Genomic DNA, 16,824 nt, shown 5'->3' with positions numbered 1-16,824 from the left:
GCCTCGTCGAATCGCCGCTGCGTGCCGCAGTTTAGGCGACGCCGGCGCGGCGGTCGCCTGCCCTGCGCCGGCGGCACGGCGAGCGGCCGGCCCGGACCGCCGCCTTGCGCCGATCCCGGCGATCTCGGCGAAAGGTGACACCGGCGCGCCGATCTGGCTTAAGACGGGATCGAGATCCCTCCCCTCCGACGCGACGCCCCGCATGACAGACCCCTTCGCCGTCCCGCCGCCCGAGGCCCAGCGCCCGCCGCCGTCCGCAGACATGCTGGTGATCTCCTCGCAGGTGGTGCGGGGCTCCGTCGGCGGCCGCGCCGGCTTCGTGCTGGAGCGGCTCGGCCACCGGGTCTGGCAGGTGCCGACCGTGCTGCTGCCCTGGCACCCGGGGCACGGGCGCGGCACCCGCATCGTCGCGTCCGACGCGGATTTCGCCGCGCTCTGCGCCGACCTCGCCGGCTCGCCGCGCCTTCGCGAGATCGGCGGCATCGTCAGCGGCTACCTCGGCAACGCCGCCCAGGCCGGGCCGATCGCCGCGCTGGTCGCCGCCGTCAAGGCCGCCAACCCCGCCGCGCTCTACCTCTGCGACCCGGTGATCGGCGACGCCGGCGGCCTCTACGTGCCCGAGGCAACCGCCGCCGCGATTCGCGACCGCCTGCTGCCGCTCGCCGACATCGCGACGCCGAACATGACCGAACTCGCCTGGCTCACCGCTGCGCCGGTCGCCGGACCCGGCGAGGCGGTAGCGGCCGCGCGCACCCTCGGCCCGGCCCGTGTCGCCGTCACCTCGGCCCCGGCGATGATGCGCGGCAAGATCGCGACGCTGCTGGTCTCGGCCACCGACGCTGTCGCGGCCGAGAACCAGCTCGTCGCCGGTGCGCCGAGCGGCACCGGCGACCTCTTCGCCGCGCTGCTGCTGCAGCGCCTGGTGATCGGCATGCCGGACGAGAAGGCGCTCGCCCACGCCGTCGCGGCGACCTTCGAGGTGCTGGTGCGCTCGGCCCGCGCCGGCGCCGACGAACTCGCCCTCACCATCGAGCAGTCCGCGCTGGTGCGGCCGATGGCGATGGTCGACATCCGCCGCGTCGCCGCGCCGCGGCGGCCGGCGCCGCAGCCGTGAGCGGGGCGGCGAACGCCGCGGCGCCGGTCGTCGCCGGCGTCGACGGCTGCCCCGGCGGCTGGATCGCGGTGTTCCGGCGCGCGGACGGCAGCGGGACGCCGAGCGTGCGTGTCGTGAAGACCTTTCGCGATGTGCTGGACGGCCCCGAGCAGCCCGCGGTGGTCGCCGTCGACATGCCGATCGGCCTGCCCGAGCGGATCGGCCCTGGCGGGCGCGGCCCGGAGCGGCTGGTGCGGCCGCTGCTCGGCCCCCGCCAGTCGAGCGTCTTTTCCGTGCCCGCCCGTTCCGCCGTCGAGGCCCCCGACTATGCCGCCGCCTGCGCCGCGGCGCTCGCCACCTCCGAGCCGCCGCGCAAGGTGTCGAAGCAGGCGTTTCACCTCTTCCCGAAGATCCGCGAGATAGACGCCCTGCTCGTCGCCGACGCCGGCCTCCGCGACCGCGTCTTCGAGGTGCACCCCGAAGTCGCCTTCTGGCGCCTCGCCGGCGGCCGCCCGATGGCGACGCCGAAGAAGGTGAAGGGCGCCGTCAACCCGGAGGGCATCGCCGAGCGGCGCGCCCTGCTCGCCCGCCACGGCTTCGACCCGGCCTTCCTCGCCGCCCGGCCGCCGCGCGGCGCGGCGCTCGACGACTATGTCGACGCCTGCGTCTGCGCGGTGATCGCCGGCCGAATTCTCGCCGGCACCGCCGAGGCCTTCCCGGCCGAAGACCTGCGCGACGCCCGCGGCCTGCGCATCGCGATCCACGCCTGAGGCGCGCCGCCGGCAGCGTGCAGATCGCCCGGCCGGCGGCAGCGACGACCTGCCGCTTGCCCGCCGCACGCCGACCGCATATGTCGGAGCCGGCGCCGGCCGCGGTGTGAAAGCCGCGGTGCGGAACTTGCTTGGCGCCGAAGCCGGACATCACCCCGAATTCCGAGAGGTCGCCCGACCATGACGGTTCCCGCCGGTCCACTCCCCGCGAGCTTCCCGACCCGCCTGCAGGACGGCTACCGGTCGTTCCGCGACGGCCGCTTCCCCACGGAGCAGAGCCGCTTCCAGACGCTCGCCGAGGCCGGCCAGCGTCCGGAGATCATGATCATCGGCTGCTGCGACAGCCGCGTCTCGCCGGAGGTCATTTTCGACGCCGGTCCGGGCGAGGTGTTCGTGGTGCGCAACGTCGCCAATCTGGTGCCGCCCTATACGCCCGACGGCGAGTTGCACGGCACCTCGGCGGCGCTCGAGTTCGCGGTGGTGGCGCTCAGGGTCAAGCACATCGTGGTGATGGGGCACGGCCGCTGCGGCGGCGTGCACGCCGCGCTGAACGAGTACGTGCCGCTGACCTCGACCGATTTCATCGGCAAGTGGATGTCGCTCGTCGCCCCCGATGCCGAGCGCGTGCGCAACGGCCCGGAGCCCGATCCCGCCCGGCGCCAGACCTTGCTCGAGCACGACGTGATCCGCCGCTCCATCGCCAATCTCGACACCTTCCCCTGCATCCAGACGCTGACCGCCCGCGGCAAGCTGACGCTGCACGGCGCCTGGTTCGACGTCGGCCTCGGCGAGTTGCACGTGCTTGACCGCCAGGCCGACGAGTTCGTCGTGATGAACGGCTGACCGGCCGGTTCCCCGCCGTCCGGTGCAAGCCGGCAGCGGACGTGATGGCGGGATGCGCGCTCACGCGGTAGCATGACTGTGCCGGCACTGCGGTGGGCCGGCAGGGTTGAGAGGGGAGCCAGCCATGCGCAACATCCTCGTTCCGGTGGAACAGTCCGGGGCCATGACGAGCGTACTGACGGCCGCATGGCGGCTCGCCGGGCGCTTCGGCGGTCATCTCGAGGGCGCGGCCCTGTTGCCGCGCTTCGCCGATCTCGTGGTGTCGGACATCCCGATCGACACCGTGCGCTACGACGACGGCAACGACGCCGAGGCCGAGGTCGCCGCCCGCAATCTCTTCGAGGAGTTCGTCGCCGCGCGCATGCGCGACGAGCCCGACCTGCCGCCGCCGCGCATCGGCTGGGCCGGCCGCCTCGACGACGGCGACGTCGGCGCCTTCGCCCGCCTGTTCGACGTCACCGTCGTCGGCCGCCCGGGCAGCCGCAGCGGCGAGCCGCGCCGCGCGACCCTGGAAGCGGTGCTGTTCGAAAGCGGCCGCCCGATCCTGATCGCCCCGCCGAAGCCGGTCGAGACGATTGGCGAGACCGTGCTGATCGCCTGGAACCGCGCCACCGAGACCGCGCGCACGGTCGCGCTCGCCAAGCCCCTGCTGCGCCGGGCGAGCAAGATCTTCGTGCTCGGCCTGCCCGGCACTACCCCCGGCCCCGACGCAGAGCAAATGGCGGAAGCCCTGCGCCGCGACGATCTGGCGGCCGAGGCGATCGCCCCCTCCGACACCACCCTCGCCAACGGCCCGGCGATCCTCGCCGAATGCGCCGCGCGCGGCGTCGACCTGCTCGTCAAGGGCGGCTACACCCAGAGCCGCCTGCGCCAGCTGATCTTCGGCGGCGCCACCAGCCACATCCTCGCCAACGCCGAACTGCCGGTGTTCATGGCGCACTGAGGCGCGGTGGCGGCGTTCAGGCCGGCCGCGGTCCCCAGAGGATCAGGGCGGCGCCGGCGAGCGCCAGCGTCGTGCCCGCAAGGTCCCAGCGATCCGGCGGTTGCCGCTCGACGATCGCGAGCCACAGCACCGAGGCGGCGATGTAGACGCCGCCATAGGCCGCATAGGCACGGCCGGCGTGATCGCTGTCGACCCGGGTCAGCGCCACGGCGAAGATCGCGAGCGCCGCAATGCCCGGCAGCAGCCAGAGCGGCGACCGGTCGAGCCGCAGCCAGGCCCAGAAGGCGAAGCAGCCCGCGATCTCGCCGAGCGCCGCGAGCCCATACCAGCCGACCGTCGCCATCCCGCCCCCGATTCGCTGTCTCCGCAGCGAAGTCTAGCCGGAGGCGACGGGTCGCGGCCACGCCGGCTCACTCCCCGCGCGGATAGCGCTGCGACTCTTCGAGGATGTTCAGGTCCATGTGGTTGCGCATGTAGCGCTCGGAGGCGCGCTGCAGCGGCTGGTAGTCCCACGGGTAATAGGCGCCGTTGCGCAGCGCCGCATAGACGACGTGGCGGCGCGCCTGGCTGGCGCGCACCTCGGCGTCGAAGCGGGCGAGGTCCCAGCGCGCGGCGCAGGCCGCCTCGAGCCGGGCGAGCGCCTTCGCCGCCGCCGGATCGCCGAAGCGGTTGTCGCGCTCGTGCGGGTCGCGCTCGAGATCGAACAGCATCGGCGGGTCGGCCTCGCAGAGCACCAGCTTCCAGCGCCCGTCGCGCAGCGCCACCAGCGGCGCGACCGAGCCCTCCGCCGCATATTCCATCGGCACCGCCGACCGGGTGCCGGTGCCGCGCGCCAGCGGCACCAGGCTCTCGCCGTCGGTCCACGGCATCACCTCGCCAAGGTCGAGGCCGGCGAGGTCGGCGAGCGTCGGCAGCACGTCGAGCGTCGAGACCGGCGCGCCGACCCGCCCGGCCGGCAGGCCGGGGGCGGCGATCATCAGCGGCACCCGGGCCGAGCCTTCGAAGAAGTTCATCTTGAACCAGAGGCCGCGCTCGCCGAGCATGTCGCCGTGGTCGGAGACGAAGACGACGATGGTGTCCTCGGCCATGCGGCCGCGCTCCAGCACGTCGAGGATCTCGCCGATCTTCTCGTCGACATACGAGATATTGGCGAAATAGGCCCGCCGCGAGCGGCGCACGTCCTCGACGGTGAGCGGGCTCGCGGCATGGTCGCTCGCGAGCATCAGCCGCTGTGCGTGCGGATCCTGCTCCTCAAACGGGATCGGCGGCACCACCGGATCGAGCGCCGGGCAGTCGGCATAGAGGTCCCAGAAGCGCCGCCGCGCGACATAAGGATCGTGCGGGTGGGTGAAGCTCACCGTCAGGCACCACGGCCGCTCGTCCTGCCGCCGCGACAGGTCGTAGAGCTTGCGCACCGCGTGGTAGGCGACCTCGTCGTCGTATTCGAGCTGGTTGGTGATCTCGGCGACGCCGGCGCCGGTGACCGAGCCGAGGTTGTGGTACCACCAGCCGATCCGCTCGCCGGGGCGGGTGTAGTCGGGCGTCCAGCCGAAGTCGGCCGGGTAGATGTCCGTCGTCAGCCGCTCCTCGAAGCCGTGCATCTGGTCGGGCCCGACGAAGTGCATCTTGCCCGAGAGGCAGGTGTGGTAGCCGGCGCGGCGCAGGTGATGGGCGAAGGTCGGGATGTCGGAGCCGAACTCCGCGGCATTGTCATAGACCCGCGTCCGGCTCGGCAGCTGGCCCGACATGAACGACGCCCGCGCCGGGGCGCACAGCGGGCTCGCGGTATAGGTATTGGCGAACCGCGCCGAGCGCTGCGCGAGCGCCGCGAGATGCGGCGTCTTCAGGAAAGCGGCCGGCCCGTCCGGGAACAGCGTCCCGTTCAGCTGGTCGACCATCAGGATGAGGACGTTCGGGCGGGTCATCGACGGGCTTTCGCGGAGTTTTCTGGTCTGGATGACGTGCGGGCTGGGCCGGATTGCGCGGCGAGGCTGCACCCCTCATCCGGCCGCTGCGCGGCCACCTTCTCCCGCAAGGGGAGAATGGGTCTTGCGGAGAGGTCATTGATCGCGGAGTCGGCCAAACTCCCCTTCTCCCCTCGCGGGAGAAGGTGGCCGAAGGCCGGATGAGGGGGCGCGGCGCAACAGCCGGACACCGCCCCCCATCAATCCCCTCAGAGCCCGAGTTCGGCCTTCACCGCGTCGAGCCCCGGCTGGCCGTCGAAGGTGGTGACGCCGGCGAGCCAGGCGTCGAGCACCGCGGGGTTCGCCTTCAGCTCGGCCTTGGCGGCGGCCTCCGGATCGGTGCCGTCGTTGAGGATCCGGCCCATCATGGCGTTTTCGAGCCCGATCTCGAACACGAGGTTGCGGAACAAGGTCGCCGCATTCGGGCACTCGGCCGACCAGCCGGTGCGGGCGAGCGTATAGACCTCGGCGCCGCCGAAGTTCGGGCCGAAGTAGGCGTCGCCGCCGGAGAGGTAGGTGAGGTCGAACACCTCGTTCATCGGGTGCGGCGCCCAGGCGAGGAAGACGACGAAGTCCTGCGAGCGGCCGGCCCGCGCCACCTGCGCCAGCATCGCCTGCTCGCCGGATTCGACCACCTTCCAGCCGGTGAGGCCGAAGTCGCCGGCGTCGATCATCTTCTGGATGTTCGAGTTGGCCGGCGCGCCCGGCTCGATGCCGTAGATCTCGCTGCCGAACTTGTCGGCGTTGGCGGCGAGGTCGTTGAAGTCCTTGACCCCGGCCTCGGCGACATAGCTCGGCACGGCGAGGGTGAACTTCGCGCCGGTGAGGTTCTTCGTCACCACCTCGATCGCGCCTGCGGCGTTGAGGTCGTCGATGAACGACTGCTGCGCCGGCATCCAGTTGCCGAGGAACACGTCGGTGTCCTTGTTCTTCATCGCCTCGTAGCCGATCGGCACCGACAGCGTCTTGATGTCGGCGGTATAGCCGAGCGCGTCCAGCACGACGCTGGCGATGGCGTTGGTCGAGGTGATGTCGGTCCAGCCCGGATCGGACATGCGGATGGTCTTGCAGCTCTCGGCGTCGGCGGCGAGGGCCGGGCCGGCGGCGAGCAGCGCGACGGGCGCGGCGGCGAGGACGAGACGGCGGAGGGTCTGGGTCATGATGGCTTCCCCTGCTCGGTGCGGCGGACATCGGCGTGACGGCGGCCGGCAGGCCGCTTCACGGAAAACCGGGGGTCGGTCCGCTGCGGCCTTGCTGTGGCTCCCATCAGACGCTTAAGTTTCTCACCCTGTGAAGCCGCTGCTTTTCAATCGTTGCCATCAAGGAATTTTATGGCGTTCCGTGACCTCGACGTCGGCGTTCTGCGCGTTTTCGAGGCAGCCGGCCGGCTCGGCAGCCTGACGGCCGCGGCCGAGGCGCTCGGCCTGTCGCAACCGGCGGTGAGCTACCAGATCCGCCGGCTCGAGGAAGAACTCGGCGTCGCGCTGTTCGTGCGCGGCCACCGCGGCAGCCGGCTGTCGCCGGCCGGCGAGACGCTGTACCGCGCCGCCGCGGCGGCGGTGCGCGACGTCGACGCCGTGGTACGCGATCTGCGCCGCCAGGCGCGCTCGCCGGTGGTGCGGCTCTTCACCGACTACGGCTTCGCCTCGTTCTGGCTGATGCCGCGCGTTGCCGCCTTCCGCCGTGCCCAGCCGGGCATCGAGGTGCACATCGTCGCCTCGCCCTTCGTCGACACCGGGCCGGAGGGTTTCGTCGATGCCTCGGTGCTGTTCGGGGCGGCGGCGGATTTTCCGCCCGGCGCCAGGCTCCTGATCCCCGAGCAGGTGTTCCCGGTCTGCGCGCCGGGCTTCCTGCGCCGCCACGGACCCCTCGCCGAGCCAAGCGCCATCGCGGCGGCGCCGCTGCTGCATCTCGACAGCACGCCGCGGCCGCGCTGGTACGGCTGGCGCGACTGGTTCGCAGCCTTCGGCATCGACCGCCGCCATTCCGGCAGCGACCTCGCGCTGAACACCTATCCGATGGTGGTGCAGGCGATGCTCGCCGAGCAGGGCGTCGGGCTCGGCTGGACCGGCCTCGTCGACGGCCATCTCGCCGACGGCACGCTGGTCCGGGTCGGCGCGCCGCTGGTCCGGCCCGACCGCGGCTATTTCCTGCTGCGCTCGGCCGACCGCCACGGCCCGGCGGCGGTGCTGGAGGACTGGATCCTCGCCGCCGCCGAGGGCGACGCCTGAGCCGCACGTCGCGGGCCGGGGCTCAGCCCTTGCGCCGGCCGAAGTCCGCCGCCGGCGTTTCCTGGCCCATGCCGATGATGCCGCGGCGGATGGCGCGGGTGCGGGTGAAGAGCTCGAACAGATCGTCGCCCTCCCCCCAGCGGATATGCCGCTGCAGCGCGATCAGGTCTTCGGTGAAGCGGCCGAGCACCTCGATCACCGCCTCGCGATTGTGCAGGAACACGTCGCGCCACATGGTCGGATCCGACGCCGCGATGCGAGTAAAGTCGCGGAAGCCGCCGGCCGAGAACTTCATCACCTCCGACTGCGTCACCGCCTCGAGGTCGTCGGCGGTGCCGACGATGTTGTAGGCGATGAGGTGCGGCACGTGGCTGGTAATCGCCAGCACCAGGTCGTGATGGTCCGGCGTCATGCATTCGACGTTGGAGCCGAGCGCGCGCCAGAACGCCGTGAGCCGCGCGATCGCGTCCGCATCGACGTCGTCCGACGGCGGCGTCAGGATGCACCAGCGCCCGTCGAAGAGGTCGGCAAAGCCCGCGTCGGGACCGGAAAACTCGGTGCCCGCCACCGGATGGCCGGGAATGAAGTGGATGCCGGCCGGCAGGTGCGGCCGCATCTGTCGCACGACGGAGCCCTTCACCGAGCCGACGTCGGTAACGATGGCGCCGGGGGCGAGATCGCGCGCGATCAGCTTCGCGACCTCCTCGCAGGCCCCGACCGGCACGCAGGCAACCACCAGATCGGCGCCCACGACGGCGGCGTCCGCGCCGGCGTGCAGGCTGTCGCCGAGCCCGAGCGCCTCGGCGCGCTCGAGGTGATCGGCGGAGCGGTCGGCGATGGCGATGTGGCGGGCGAGCCCGCGCGCCCGCACCGCGCGGGCGATCGACGAGCCGATCAGCCCGATGCCGATGATGGCGACGCGGCCGAACATCGGCTGCGCCGGCACCGGAATCGGCACGGGTGCTGGCGCGGCGATGGCGCCGTCGTTCCCTGCGTCGCTCAACGCGCCCCCCCGAGGAACTCGGCGAACGCCGCGATCGTGGCGCGGTTCGCCTCTTCCGAGCCGATCGTCATCCGCAGCGCGTTCGGCAGGCCGTAGGCCGCAACCCGGCGCAGCACGATGCCGCGCGAGACGAGGAACTCGTCCGCCGCGGCGGCGTCCTTGCCGGCCGCTTCGGGCAGGTGGATCAGCACGAAATTGCCGACGCTCGGCGTCACGGTGAGCCCGAGCGCGGCAAGCTCCGTGGTGACGACCTCGAGCCAGTGGCTGTTGTGCGCGACGGCGGCCTCCATGAAGCCCTTGTCGCCGATCGCCGCGACGCCGGCGGCGATCGAGGCGGCCGAGACGTTGAACGGTCCGCGCACCCGGTTGACCGCGTCGACGACGTGCGCCGGGCCGTAGAGCCAGCCGATGCGCAGCGCCGCGAGGCCGTGGATCTTCGAGAAGGTCCGCGTCATCACCACGTTCTCGGAGGCACCGATCAGCTCGATGCCGGCCTCGTAGTCGTTGCGGCGGACATATTCCGCATAGGCCGCATCGAGCACCAGCAGCACCTCGGGCGGCAACCCCGCATGCAGGCGCTTCACCTCGGTGATCGGCAGATACGTGCCGGTCGGGTTGTTCGGGTTGGCGAGGAAGACGATCTTGGTGCGCGGCGTCACCGCGGCGAGGATCGCGTCGACGTCGGCGGTGAAGCCCGTCTCCGGCACCACCACCGGCGTGCCGCCCGCCGCGAGGATCGCGATGCGGTAGACGAGGAAGCCGTGCTCGGTGAACACGCCCTCGTCGCCCGGGCCGATATAGGCGTGGGTGACGAGCTCGAGCAGGTCGTCCGAGCCGTTGCCGCAGACGATGTTCGCCGGGTTGAGGCCATAGGCGCCGGCGATCGCCTCACGCAGCTCCGTCGAGGCGCCGTCGGGATAGAGCTCGAGCTTGTCGGCGACGCCGTGATAGGCGGCGATCGCCTGCGGGCTCGGCCCGAGCGGCGTCTCGTTCGACGAGAGCTTGAACAGCTTGACGCCCGGCGCCGCCTTGGAGCGACCCGGAACATAGGCCTCGATCGCGAGGACGCCCGGGCGCGGCGTGGGGCGCGAGGCGGGACGGGCGGTGGCGGCGGTCATCGGCGGCGGGCTCCGTTCAGGAACGCGATAAGGACAAAACGGTCAGTCGGCGGCGGGCAGCACGATCGGACGGGCATAGCCACCGACGGCACGCAGCGGGCCGAGCGCGACGCCGGCCGCGGCCGCGGCGGCGACGACCGCGACGGGATCGGCATCGCCCTCTGCCGTGTCGACGGCGACGAGCAGCGCGGTGGCGCCCGAGGCGAGGCCGGCATGGGCGATGACGTCGATGCCGGCCGCGGCGAGCCGGGCGCGGGCCGCGGCGTCGGCCGGGCCGGTGGTCGAAAAGACGGCGATCTCGGGCGCGACGGGATCCTTCAGCGCCATCGAGATCACCACGGCCGGCGTCGCCACCGGCCGGCCGGGCTGGTCGATGAACGGCAGTCGGCCGATGATGCGCGGCTCGTCCGCCGTGCCGAGCCGGCTCCACCAGGCCCCCTCGACCGCGCCGATGCGAATCACCGCGAGGTCGGAGGTCGAGCGGCCGACGGCGGCGATCGCCTCCTCGGGGCGCTCGGTGGTGACGAACGGCACCGTGAAGCCGAAGTAGAAGCGGGCGATGTCGCGCGTCTCGTGCGCGTCGCCGGTGGCGACGTGCACGGTGTAGCCCTGCTGCAGCCAGGTGAAGGTCGAGATGATCTCGCGCCAGACGTGCTCGATGGTGACGATCGGCAGCCGGCCGCGGTGGCGGTCGACGAGCGCGTGCATCATCGAGGCCTCGCGCGCCGGGCGGAAGGCGGCGCCGGGCCGGTCGGTGCCCTTCACCGAAATCAGCGCCTCGATGATCTCGCTGCGCTGGACGAGGAGCTGGTGCATCTCGGCGTCGAGCGCGTCGATCCGCCCGCGCAGCTCGGCGAGCGCGGCGGGGCTGCCGGGCGCCGGCGTGGCGGTGATGGGGGTCTCGTCCGAAGCGGTCGGGGTCGCCGCGGCGCGGGGTCTGTCGTCAGCGCTCATCGGGCAACTCGTCGGCGTCAGCTCGTCGGAACGATGGATGAAGGGCCGGCGGCACGGGGCCGGCGGCCGGGCGCTATTCATAGGCAACGCACCCGCGAAAGGCAAAAGGGAAACGCGGCCGGGGAATGTGATCGCGTGCCGCGGCCGCCAGCGCGCACCGCCTGTTGATGGCGCCGGTGTTGACAGCGGGGGGCCCCGCTCCCTAGCTACGCTCCACTTCCGGGGCCGGGCTTGCGACGCCGCGGCGACAACGAGGCGGAACGGGCCCACCGATGGGAAGCGCGGCGGACGACTTCGACGAGACGGAACGGCGCCGGCGCCGCGAGGCGGACCGGCCGTCGAGCCTCGTCGCCCGCTTCGGCGACGACCAGCCGTTGCGGCTCGACGGCGGCGCACTGCTCAGCCCCTGGCAGATCGCCTACACCACCGTCGGCAAGCTCAACGCCGACCGCAGCAATGCGGTGCTGGTCTGCCATGCGCTGACCGGCGACCAGTATGTCGCGAGCCCGAACCCGGTGACGGGCAAGCCCGGCTGGTGGGGGCTGATGGTCGGCCCCGGCCGCCCGGTCGACACCGACCGCTTCTTCGTCATCTGCGCCAACGTGCTCGGCGGCTGCATGGGCACCACCGGCCCGGCGAGCACCGATCCCGCGACAGGCCGGCCCTACGGCGTCGACCTGCCGCTGATCACCATTCCCGACATGGTGCGCGCCCAGGCGGCGCTGGTGGAGAGCCTCGGCATCGACACGCTGTTCGCCGTCGTCGGCGGCTCGATGGGCGGCATGCAGGTGCTCGAATGGGCGGCCGCCTACCCCGAGCGTGTGTTCGCCGCGGTGCCGATCGCCACCGGCGCGCGCCACTCCTCGCAGAACATCGCCTTCCACGAGGTCGGCCGCCAGGCGGTGATGGCCGATCCGGACTGGTGCCGCGGCGCCTATCTCGAGGCCGGCCGCAGCCCGCGCAAGGGCCTCGCCGTCGCGCGCATGGCGGCGCACATCACCTACATGTCCGGCCAGTCGCTGCACGCGAAGTTCGGCCGCAACCTGCAGGACCGCGAGCGCGTCACCTTCGGCTTCGAGGCGGACTTCCAGATCGAGAGCTACCTGCGCCACCAGGGCATGAGCTTCGTCGACCGGTTCGACGCGAATTCCTATCTCTACGTGACGCGGGCGATGGACTACTTCGACCTCGCCGCCCCGCACGGCGGCGTGCTGGCGCACGCCTTCGCCGGCACCAGGACGCGGTTCTGCGTCGCCTCGTTCACCACCGACTGGCTATTCCCGACCACCGAGAGCAAGGCGGTGGTGCACGCGCTCAACGCCGCCGGCGCCAACGTCTCCTTCGTCGAGATCGCCAGCGACCGCGGCCACGACGCCTTCCTGCTCGACGAGCCGGAGTTGTTCGCCACCGTGCGCGGCTTCCTCACCGGCGCCGCCCGCGCCCGCGGCATCGAGGGACCAGCGGCACCCCGGATTGCCGGCGACGCCCCGCCGACCCAGCCCGCCGTCAAGGCCGTTGTCCAGCGCGGAGGCGGCCGGTGAGCGACGCGGCAACCCCCTCCACCCGGCCGGCGCCGGCACGGATCCGCAATGACCTGCGCGTCGTCGCCGAGCTCGTCGCGCCCGGCGCCCGACTGCTCGATATCGGCTGCGGCGACGGCGACCTGCTCGCCTATCTCGCCGCCGAGAAGGGGGTCGACGGGCGCGGCATCGAACTCAGCCAGGCGGGGGTGAACGCCTGCGTCGCGCGCGGCCTGTCGGTGATCCAGGGCGACGCCGACCGCGACCTCGCCTATTACCCCGACCGCGGCTTCGACTACGCCGTGCTCAGCCAAACGATCCAGGCGACCATGGCGCCGAAGACCGTGCTGCAGGAACTCCTGCGCATCGGCGACAAGGCGATCGTCTCGTTCCCGAACTTCGGCTACTGGGACGTCCGCCTGCGTCTGATGTTCGGCGGCCGCATGCCGGTCAGCGAGCGCCTGCCGTACAGCTGGTACGACACGCCCAACATCCACTTCTGCACGATCCGCGACTTCGTCGCCCTCTGCCGCGAGATCGGTGCGACGGTGGAAAAGGCCGTGGCGCTCGACGGCAACGGCAACCGCGTGCCGTTCAACGCGCCGTGGTGGGTGTGGAACCTGATCGGCGCGCAGGCCGTGTTCCTGCTGAAGCGGCGCTGACGGGCGGCCTGCTTGCGGCCGCTCAGACCGGTGCGTGCCGCGGCGCAGGATCCGGTCGCTCGGAAGGCTCGGTGAAGAACCGCACCCGGCCCTTGCCCTCGGCCTTGGCCCGGTAGAGCGCGACGTCGGCCTTGCGCAGCAGTTCGGCGGCGGCGGTGCCGTCGCCCGGGGCGATGGCGACGCCGATGCTGACGCCGATCTCGGCCGGTCCGGAGCGCAGGCGGAACGGGCGGGCGACGTCCGCCATGATCGCCTCGGCAAGGGCGCGGATGCGGTCATGGTCTGTCTCGCCCGGCAGCACCACGGCAAATTCGTCGCCGCCGAAGCGGGCGACAGTATCGATCTCGCGGATGCAGCGCTCCAGCCGCGCCGCGAATTGCTGCAAGAGGTCGTCGCCGGCATCATGGCCGTACCGGTCGTTGACCGCCTTGAAGCCGTCGAGGTCGAGAAAGAGCACCGCGACCCCGTGCACCCGCTTGCTGATCCCGGTGACGACCCGCTCGAGCCGGTCCTGCAGCAGGATGCGGTTCGGCAGGCCGGTGAGCGCGTCGTGCAGCGCCCGCGCCTCGCTCTGGCGAATGAGCTGGGCGGCCTCCGCGGCATGGCGCAGCACCAGCACGGTCATCGCGAGGAAGGCGATGGCGATCATGGCGAGGACCGGGGCCGCCCGCTCCATCAGGAGATCGCCGGGGCGAGCGGGGTCCCAGGCGAGGAAGCGCGGCTCGGCACCGGTGGCGCCCGCAGCATGCATCGCGATCGGGGACGAGGCGCGGTAATCGACCCCGGCGACGTCCGGTCCGACGATGCGGAGGCCCGGCAGCAGGTAGGTCCGCGCGAGATTGGCGAGCAGGGCCTCGTCGAGCACATCGACGAAGATGATGCCGTAGCCGGTCTGCTGCGGCCGTTCGGTATCGTTGTAGGGCCGCACCGGCGCGATCGCCATCACGGCAGGGACGCCGGACGCCTCGACGAGGCCGGTCGCGGCGCGGACCGGATCGCCGCGCCGCCAGCGCGCGATCAGGTCGCCGGCCGCCCCGTCCAGCACGCGGCTGAACGGTGTCGCGCCGCTGACGCCGGCGATCCGCGAATAGATGGTGCGGTCCTCGTCGTCGACGACGAAGGCGAACTCGGCGCCGTAGCTCGTCTCGCTGCCCTGCCCGATGTTGACCTCGGCCCAGTCGGCGTCGAACCGGTCGACGAGGGCGACGACCGCGTCGTCCCAGTTGCCATAGTCGGCCGCGGCCTTGGCGAGCTGGCCGCCGTGCACCGCCAATGCCCCCTCGGCCAGCCGGACCTGCTCGCCGATCGCGACTTCCGTCTGGTAGCGCGACGTCACCGTCATGCCGATCCCCGCCCCGACGAGCAAGAGAACGATCAATCCCGCCAAGGGCAGGATGACCCGGCGCAGGAACATGCGATTCGAGCCTTCGATCACGATCAGGTCTGCCGTTCGAGGACGTTCGGGGCACTATGGAGCAGGGCACTTGCGCAATGCCTAACGTTTGCGCACACGACCCCTGGGATCGGCTCAGCCCGCCGGCTGCTCGGGCGCGCTCCGCCCCGCCGTCGGCCGCACGCCGGCCGGGATCAGGCTCGGCCGGAACGAGGCGCGCACCTGCGCCGGCTTGCGCACCGGCAGGCCCTGGTAGAGCTGTTTCGTCGCCTCGACGATGATGACGCCAGCGAACGCCGGCCAGAAGCGGGCGCCGATCCGCTCCCACGGCGACGACGGCCGCCGCACCCGCCGGCGCTTTACCGGCAGCATGTGCAGCGCCTCGCGCCAGGCGACCGGCGAGAACAGGCTTTCGCGCAGCAGCGCGGTGAGCTGGGTGCGCGAGAACGGCCGGCCGTAGCCGAAGGGCGAGCTGTCGACCCGCGCCCAGAGCCCGCGCCGGTTCGGCACCACGATCAGCAGCCGCCCGCCCGGCGACAGCACGCGCCACACCTCGCGCAGCACCTCGCGCGGGTCGTTCGCCATCTCCAGCGCGTGCACCACCAGCACCCGGTCGACCGCCGCGTCGGGCAGCGGCAGCATGTCGTCGACGACAAGGGCGGCGGCCGACGGCCCGTCGCCGGGCCAGTTCACCACCCCCTGCGCCGCCGGCATGAAGGCGATGGTGCGCTCGGCCTCCTCGCGGAAGGCGCCGAGATAGGGCGTCGCATAGCCGAGGCCGAGCAGCCGGTCGCCGCGCACGTTCGGCCAGGCGCCGCGGATGCGGTCGAGCAGGATCTGCCGCACCGTCGCCCCGAGCTCTTCGGCGTAGAAGTCGCGCAGGTCGATGACGTCGAGATACATGCTGTCCCTTGCTGCCGCCGACGTCTGCGCCGTTGGCACCCCGGTGCCGACTGCTTAAGGTCTGGCCGTCCGTACCAGCGTCGCACACACCGCCTAACATGCGGTGACGGCCGCCCGGCGGCAACCCGCCCGCCCGGCGGCGAGCCGAGGACCAACGAGGAGTTTGCCATGCCCGACGTCGAGATCGCCGTCATCCCGTGCCTCAGCGACAACTACGCCGTCCTCGTCCACCGGCCGGACGGCGGCGGCACGCTGCTGGTCGATGCGCCCGAGGAAGCGCCGATCGCGGCCGAACTCGCCGCCCGCGGCTGGCAGCTCACCGACATCCTGATCACCCACCACCACCACGACCACGTCGGCGGCCTCGCCGCCCTGAAAGCGGCGAGCGGCGCCCGCGTGCTCGGCCCCGCCGCCGAGGCGTCGCGGATCGCCGGGCTCGACGGCACGCTCGGTGACGGCGAAACCGCGACGGTCGCCGGCCTTGCCGTCACCGCGCTCGCCACCCCGGGCCACACCGCGGGCCACCTCTCCTATCATCTGCCCGAGATCGCCGCGGTCTTCACCGGCGACACGCTGTTCGCGCTCGGCTGCGGGCGGCTGTTCGAGGGCACGCCGGCCGACATGTGGGCATCGCTGCTCCGCCTCGCGGCGCTGCCGCCCGAGACCGCCGTCTACTGCGGCCACGAATACACCCTCTCCAACGCCCGCTTCGCCCTCGGCATCGACCCGGGCAACGCCGCCCTCGTCGCCCGGGCGGCCGAGGTCGAGGCGGCCCGCGCCGCCGGCCGGCCGACGATCCCCTCGACGATCGGCGCGGAGATCGCGACCAACCCGTTCCTGCGCGCCGGCGAGCCGGCGATCGCGGCCCAGGTCGGCCTCGCCGGCCACCCGGCCGTCGCGGTGTTCGCCGAGATCCGCGAGCGCAAGAACCGCGGCTGACCCTCCACCGGAGAGCCCCCGATGACGAGCCCGACCGATGCCGCCCGCGCCCTCTCCGCCGCCGAGGTGATCCGCCTGCTCGATCTTCGGCCGCACCCCGAAGGCGGCCACTATCGCCAGACCTTCGAGGACATCGAGGGGCCGGACGGGCGCGCGCGCTCGACGGCGATCTACTATCTGCTCGGGGCGGGGGAACTCTCGGCCTGGCACCGGATCGACGCGGCCGAGGTCTGGCACTGGCACGCCGGGGCGCCGCTGGCGCTGACCTTGTCGCCGAACGGCCACGACGCCGAGGCGCATCATCTCGGACCGGAGCTTGGCCAGGGTCAGCGGCCGCAGGCCGTGGTGCCGCCCGGCTGGTGGCAGACCGCCGAGAGCCTCGGGCCCTGGACGCTGGTCGGCTGCACGGTGGCGCCCGGCTTCCGCTTCGCCGGCTTCGAACTCGCTCCGCCCGACTGGTATCCGCGGCCGCGACCGCGGAGTTGAAC

The 16,824-nt window shown here is 72.4% G+C and carries 17 protein-coding genes; 9 read left to right on the top strand and 8 right to left on the bottom strand.

The features are described 5' to 3' along the window. The first annotated feature begins 202 nt into the window (after positions 1-202). From pdxY to I5731_RS09490, 4 genes are all read left to right on the top strand, one after another. Positions 203-1,114: a pyridoxal kinase gene (pdxY, locus tag I5731_RS09505; RefSeq protein ID WP_235981651.1), complete on the top strand. Its 912-nt coding sequence runs from the start codon at positions 203-205 to the stop codon at positions 1,112-1,114. Then, positions 1,111-1,863: a DUF429 domain-containing protein gene (locus I5731_RS09500; protein ID WP_197311101.1), complete on the top strand. Its 753-nt coding sequence runs from the start codon at positions 1,111-1,113 to the stop codon at positions 1,861-1,863. Before pdxY ends, I5731_RS09500 begins: the two co-directional genes overlap by 4 nt. Before the next feature lie 180 nt (positions 1,864-2,043). Beyond that, positions 2,044-2,706: a carbonic anhydrase gene (locus I5731_RS09495; protein ID WP_197311100.1), complete on the top strand. Its 663-nt coding sequence runs from the start codon at positions 2,044-2,046 to the stop codon at positions 2,704-2,706. 163 nt (positions 2,707-2,869) lie between these two features. Further along, positions 2,870-3,649, top strand: coding sequence for a universal stress protein (locus I5731_RS09490; protein ID WP_197311099.1), 780 nt, complete (start codon positions 2,870-2,872; stop codon positions 3,647-3,649). 16 nt (positions 3,650-3,665) lie between these two features. Here I5731_RS09490 and I5731_RS09485 read toward each other — a convergent pair whose 3' ends face one another. From I5731_RS09485 to choX, 3 genes are all read right to left on the bottom strand, one after another. Continuing rightward, a complete protein-coding gene (locus I5731_RS09485; protein WP_197311098.1) occupies positions 3,666-3,992 on the bottom strand; it encodes a YnfA family protein in 327 nt (108 codons plus the stop codon). Positions 3,993-4,059: 67 nt separating this feature from the next. Further along, complete coding sequence (gene betC, locus I5731_RS09480; protein ID WP_197311097.1) at positions 4,060-5,574, bottom strand: choline-sulfatase; 1,515 nt, start codon at positions 5,572-5,574, stop codon at positions 4,060-4,062. A 248-nt stretch (positions 5,575-5,822) separates the two neighbouring features. After that, complete coding sequence (gene choX, locus I5731_RS09475) at positions 5,823-6,773, bottom strand: choline ABC transporter substrate-binding protein (RefSeq protein WP_197311096.1); 951 nt, start codon at positions 6,771-6,773, stop codon at positions 5,823-5,825. A 171-nt stretch (positions 6,774-6,944) separates the two neighbouring features. Here choX and I5731_RS09470 point away from each other — a divergent pair, with 171 nt between their 5' ends. Further along, a complete protein-coding gene (locus I5731_RS09470; protein ID WP_197311095.1) occupies positions 6,945-7,844 on the top strand; it encodes a LysR family transcriptional regulator in 900 nt (299 codons plus the stop codon). A 22-nt stretch (positions 7,845-7,866) separates the two neighbouring features. Here I5731_RS09470 and I5731_RS09465 read toward each other — a convergent pair whose 3' ends face one another. The 3 genes from I5731_RS09465 to I5731_RS09455 form a co-directional block, all read right to left on the bottom strand. Further along, positions 7,867-8,775 (bottom strand): prephenate/arogenate dehydrogenase family protein, encoded by a 909-nt coding sequence (locus tag I5731_RS09465; RefSeq protein ID WP_197311193.1) that lies wholly within the window; start codon positions 8,773-8,775, stop codon positions 7,867-7,869. Between the two features lie 68 nt (positions 8,776-8,843). Continuing rightward, entirely contained in the window at positions 8,844-9,965 is a 1,122-nt protein-coding gene (gene hisC / locus I5731_RS09460) for a histidinol-phosphate transaminase (protein WP_197311094.1), read from the bottom strand. A gap of 42 nt (positions 9,966-10,007) precedes the next feature. After that, on the bottom strand, positions 10,008-10,919 hold the full coding sequence (locus I5731_RS09455) for a chorismate mutase (protein WP_197311093.1): 912 nt from the start codon (positions 10,917-10,919) through the stop codon (positions 10,008-10,010). 272 nt (positions 10,920-11,191) lie between these two features. Between I5731_RS09455 and metX the strand changes: the two genes are divergently transcribed. Together metX and metW are read left to right on the top strand one after the other, a co-directional pair. Then, on the top strand, positions 11,192-12,460 hold the full coding sequence (metX, locus tag I5731_RS09450) for a homoserine O-acetyltransferase MetX (protein ID WP_197311092.1): 1,269 nt from the start codon (positions 11,192-11,194) through the stop codon (positions 12,458-12,460). Then, on the top strand, positions 12,457-13,101 hold the full coding sequence (gene metW / locus I5731_RS09445) for a methionine biosynthesis protein MetW (RefSeq protein ID WP_197311091.1): 645 nt from the start codon (positions 12,457-12,459) through the stop codon (positions 13,099-13,101). Before metX ends, metW begins: the two co-directional genes overlap by 4 nt. Positions 13,102-13,123: 22 nt before the next feature. Here the strand turns inward: metW and I5731_RS09440 are convergent, their stop codons facing one another. Then, positions 13,124-14,515, bottom strand: coding sequence for a diguanylate cyclase domain-containing protein (locus I5731_RS09440; RefSeq protein ID WP_197311090.1), 1,392 nt, complete (start codon positions 14,513-14,515; stop codon positions 13,124-13,126). Positions 14,516-14,629: 114 nt separating this feature from the next. After that, on the bottom strand, positions 14,630-15,397 hold the full coding sequence (locus I5731_RS09435) for a class I SAM-dependent methyltransferase (RefSeq protein ID WP_197311089.1): 768 nt from the start codon (positions 15,395-15,397) through the stop codon (positions 14,630-14,632). A gap of 168 nt (positions 15,398-15,565) precedes the next feature. Here I5731_RS09435 and gloB point away from each other — a divergent pair, with 168 nt between their 5' ends. Then, positions 15,566-16,336, top strand: a complete 771-nt coding sequence (gene gloB / locus I5731_RS09430) for a hydroxyacylglutathione hydrolase (RefSeq protein ID WP_197311088.1) — start codon at positions 15,566-15,568, stop codon at positions 16,334-16,336. 21 nt (positions 16,337-16,357) lie between these two features. Further along, positions 16,358-16,822: a cupin domain-containing protein gene (locus tag I5731_RS09425; RefSeq protein ID WP_197311087.1), complete on the top strand. Its 465-nt coding sequence runs from the start codon at positions 16,358-16,360 to the stop codon at positions 16,820-16,822. Positions 16,823-16,824: the final 2 nt, after the last annotated feature.

Origin of the sequence: Methylobrevis albus, assembly GCF_015904235.1 — a bacterium.
Classification (GTDB): Bacteria; Pseudomonadota; Alphaproteobacteria; order Rhizobiales; family Pleomorphomonadaceae; genus Methylobrevis_A; species Methylobrevis_A albus.
The sequence above is the reverse complement of the archived record's forward strand: the minus strand, read 5'-3'. Positions and strand labels throughout refer to the sequence as shown.

Excerpts from the sequence above, each read along its gene's own strand:
- pdxY (WP_235981651.1), top strand. The coding sequence starts at position 203 with ATGACAGACCCCTTCGCCGTCCCGCCGCCCGAGGCCCAGCGCCCGCCG.
- I5731_RS09495 (WP_197311100.1), top strand. The coding sequence starts at position 2,044 with ATGACGGTTCCCGCCGGTCCACTCCCCGCGAGCTTCCCGACCCGCCTG.
- I5731_RS09490 (WP_197311099.1), top strand. The coding sequence starts at position 2,870 with ATGACGAGCGTACTGACGGCCGCATGGCGGCTCGCCGGGCGCTTCGGC.
- I5731_RS09485 (WP_197311098.1), bottom strand. The coding sequence starts at position 3,992 with ATGGCGACGGTCGGCTGGTATGGGCTCGCGGCGCTCGGCGAGATCGCG.
- betC (WP_197311097.1), bottom strand. The coding sequence starts at position 5,574 with ATGACCCGCCCGAACGTCCTCATCCTGATGGTCGACCAGCTGAACGGG.
- choX (WP_197311096.1), bottom strand. The coding sequence starts at position 6,773 with ATGACCCAGACCCTCCGCCGTCTCGTCCTCGCCGCCGCGCCCGTCGCG.
- I5731_RS09470 (WP_197311095.1), top strand. The coding sequence starts at position 6,945 with ATGGCGTTCCGTGACCTCGACGTCGGCGTTCTGCGCGTTTTCGAGGCA.
- I5731_RS09465 (WP_197311193.1), bottom strand. The coding sequence starts at position 8,775 with ATGTTCGGCCGCGTCGCCATCATCGGCATCGGGCTGATCGGCTCGTCG.
- hisC (WP_197311094.1), bottom strand. The coding sequence starts at position 9,965 with ATGACCGCCGCCACCGCCCGTCCCGCCTCGCGCCCCACGCCGCGCCCG.
- I5731_RS09455 (WP_197311093.1), bottom strand. The coding sequence starts at position 10,919 with ATGAGCGCTGACGACAGACCCCGCGCCGCGGCGACCCCGACCGCTTCG.
- metX (WP_197311092.1), top strand. The coding sequence starts at position 11,192 with ATGGGAAGCGCGGCGGACGACTTCGACGAGACGGAACGGCGCCGGCGC.
- I5731_RS09440 (WP_197311090.1), bottom strand. The coding sequence starts at position 14,515 with ATGTTCCTGCGCCGGGTCATCCTGCCCTTGGCGGGATTGATCGTTCTC.
- I5731_RS09435 (WP_197311089.1), bottom strand. The coding sequence starts at position 15,397 with ATGTATCTCGACGTCATCGACCTGCGCGACTTCTACGCCGAAGAGCTC.
- gloB (WP_197311088.1), top strand. The coding sequence starts at position 15,566 with ATGCCCGACGTCGAGATCGCCGTCATCCCGTGCCTCAGCGACAACTAC.
- I5731_RS09425 (WP_197311087.1), top strand. The coding sequence starts at position 16,358 with ATGACGAGCCCGACCGATGCCGCCCGCGCCCTCTCCGCCGCCGAGGTG.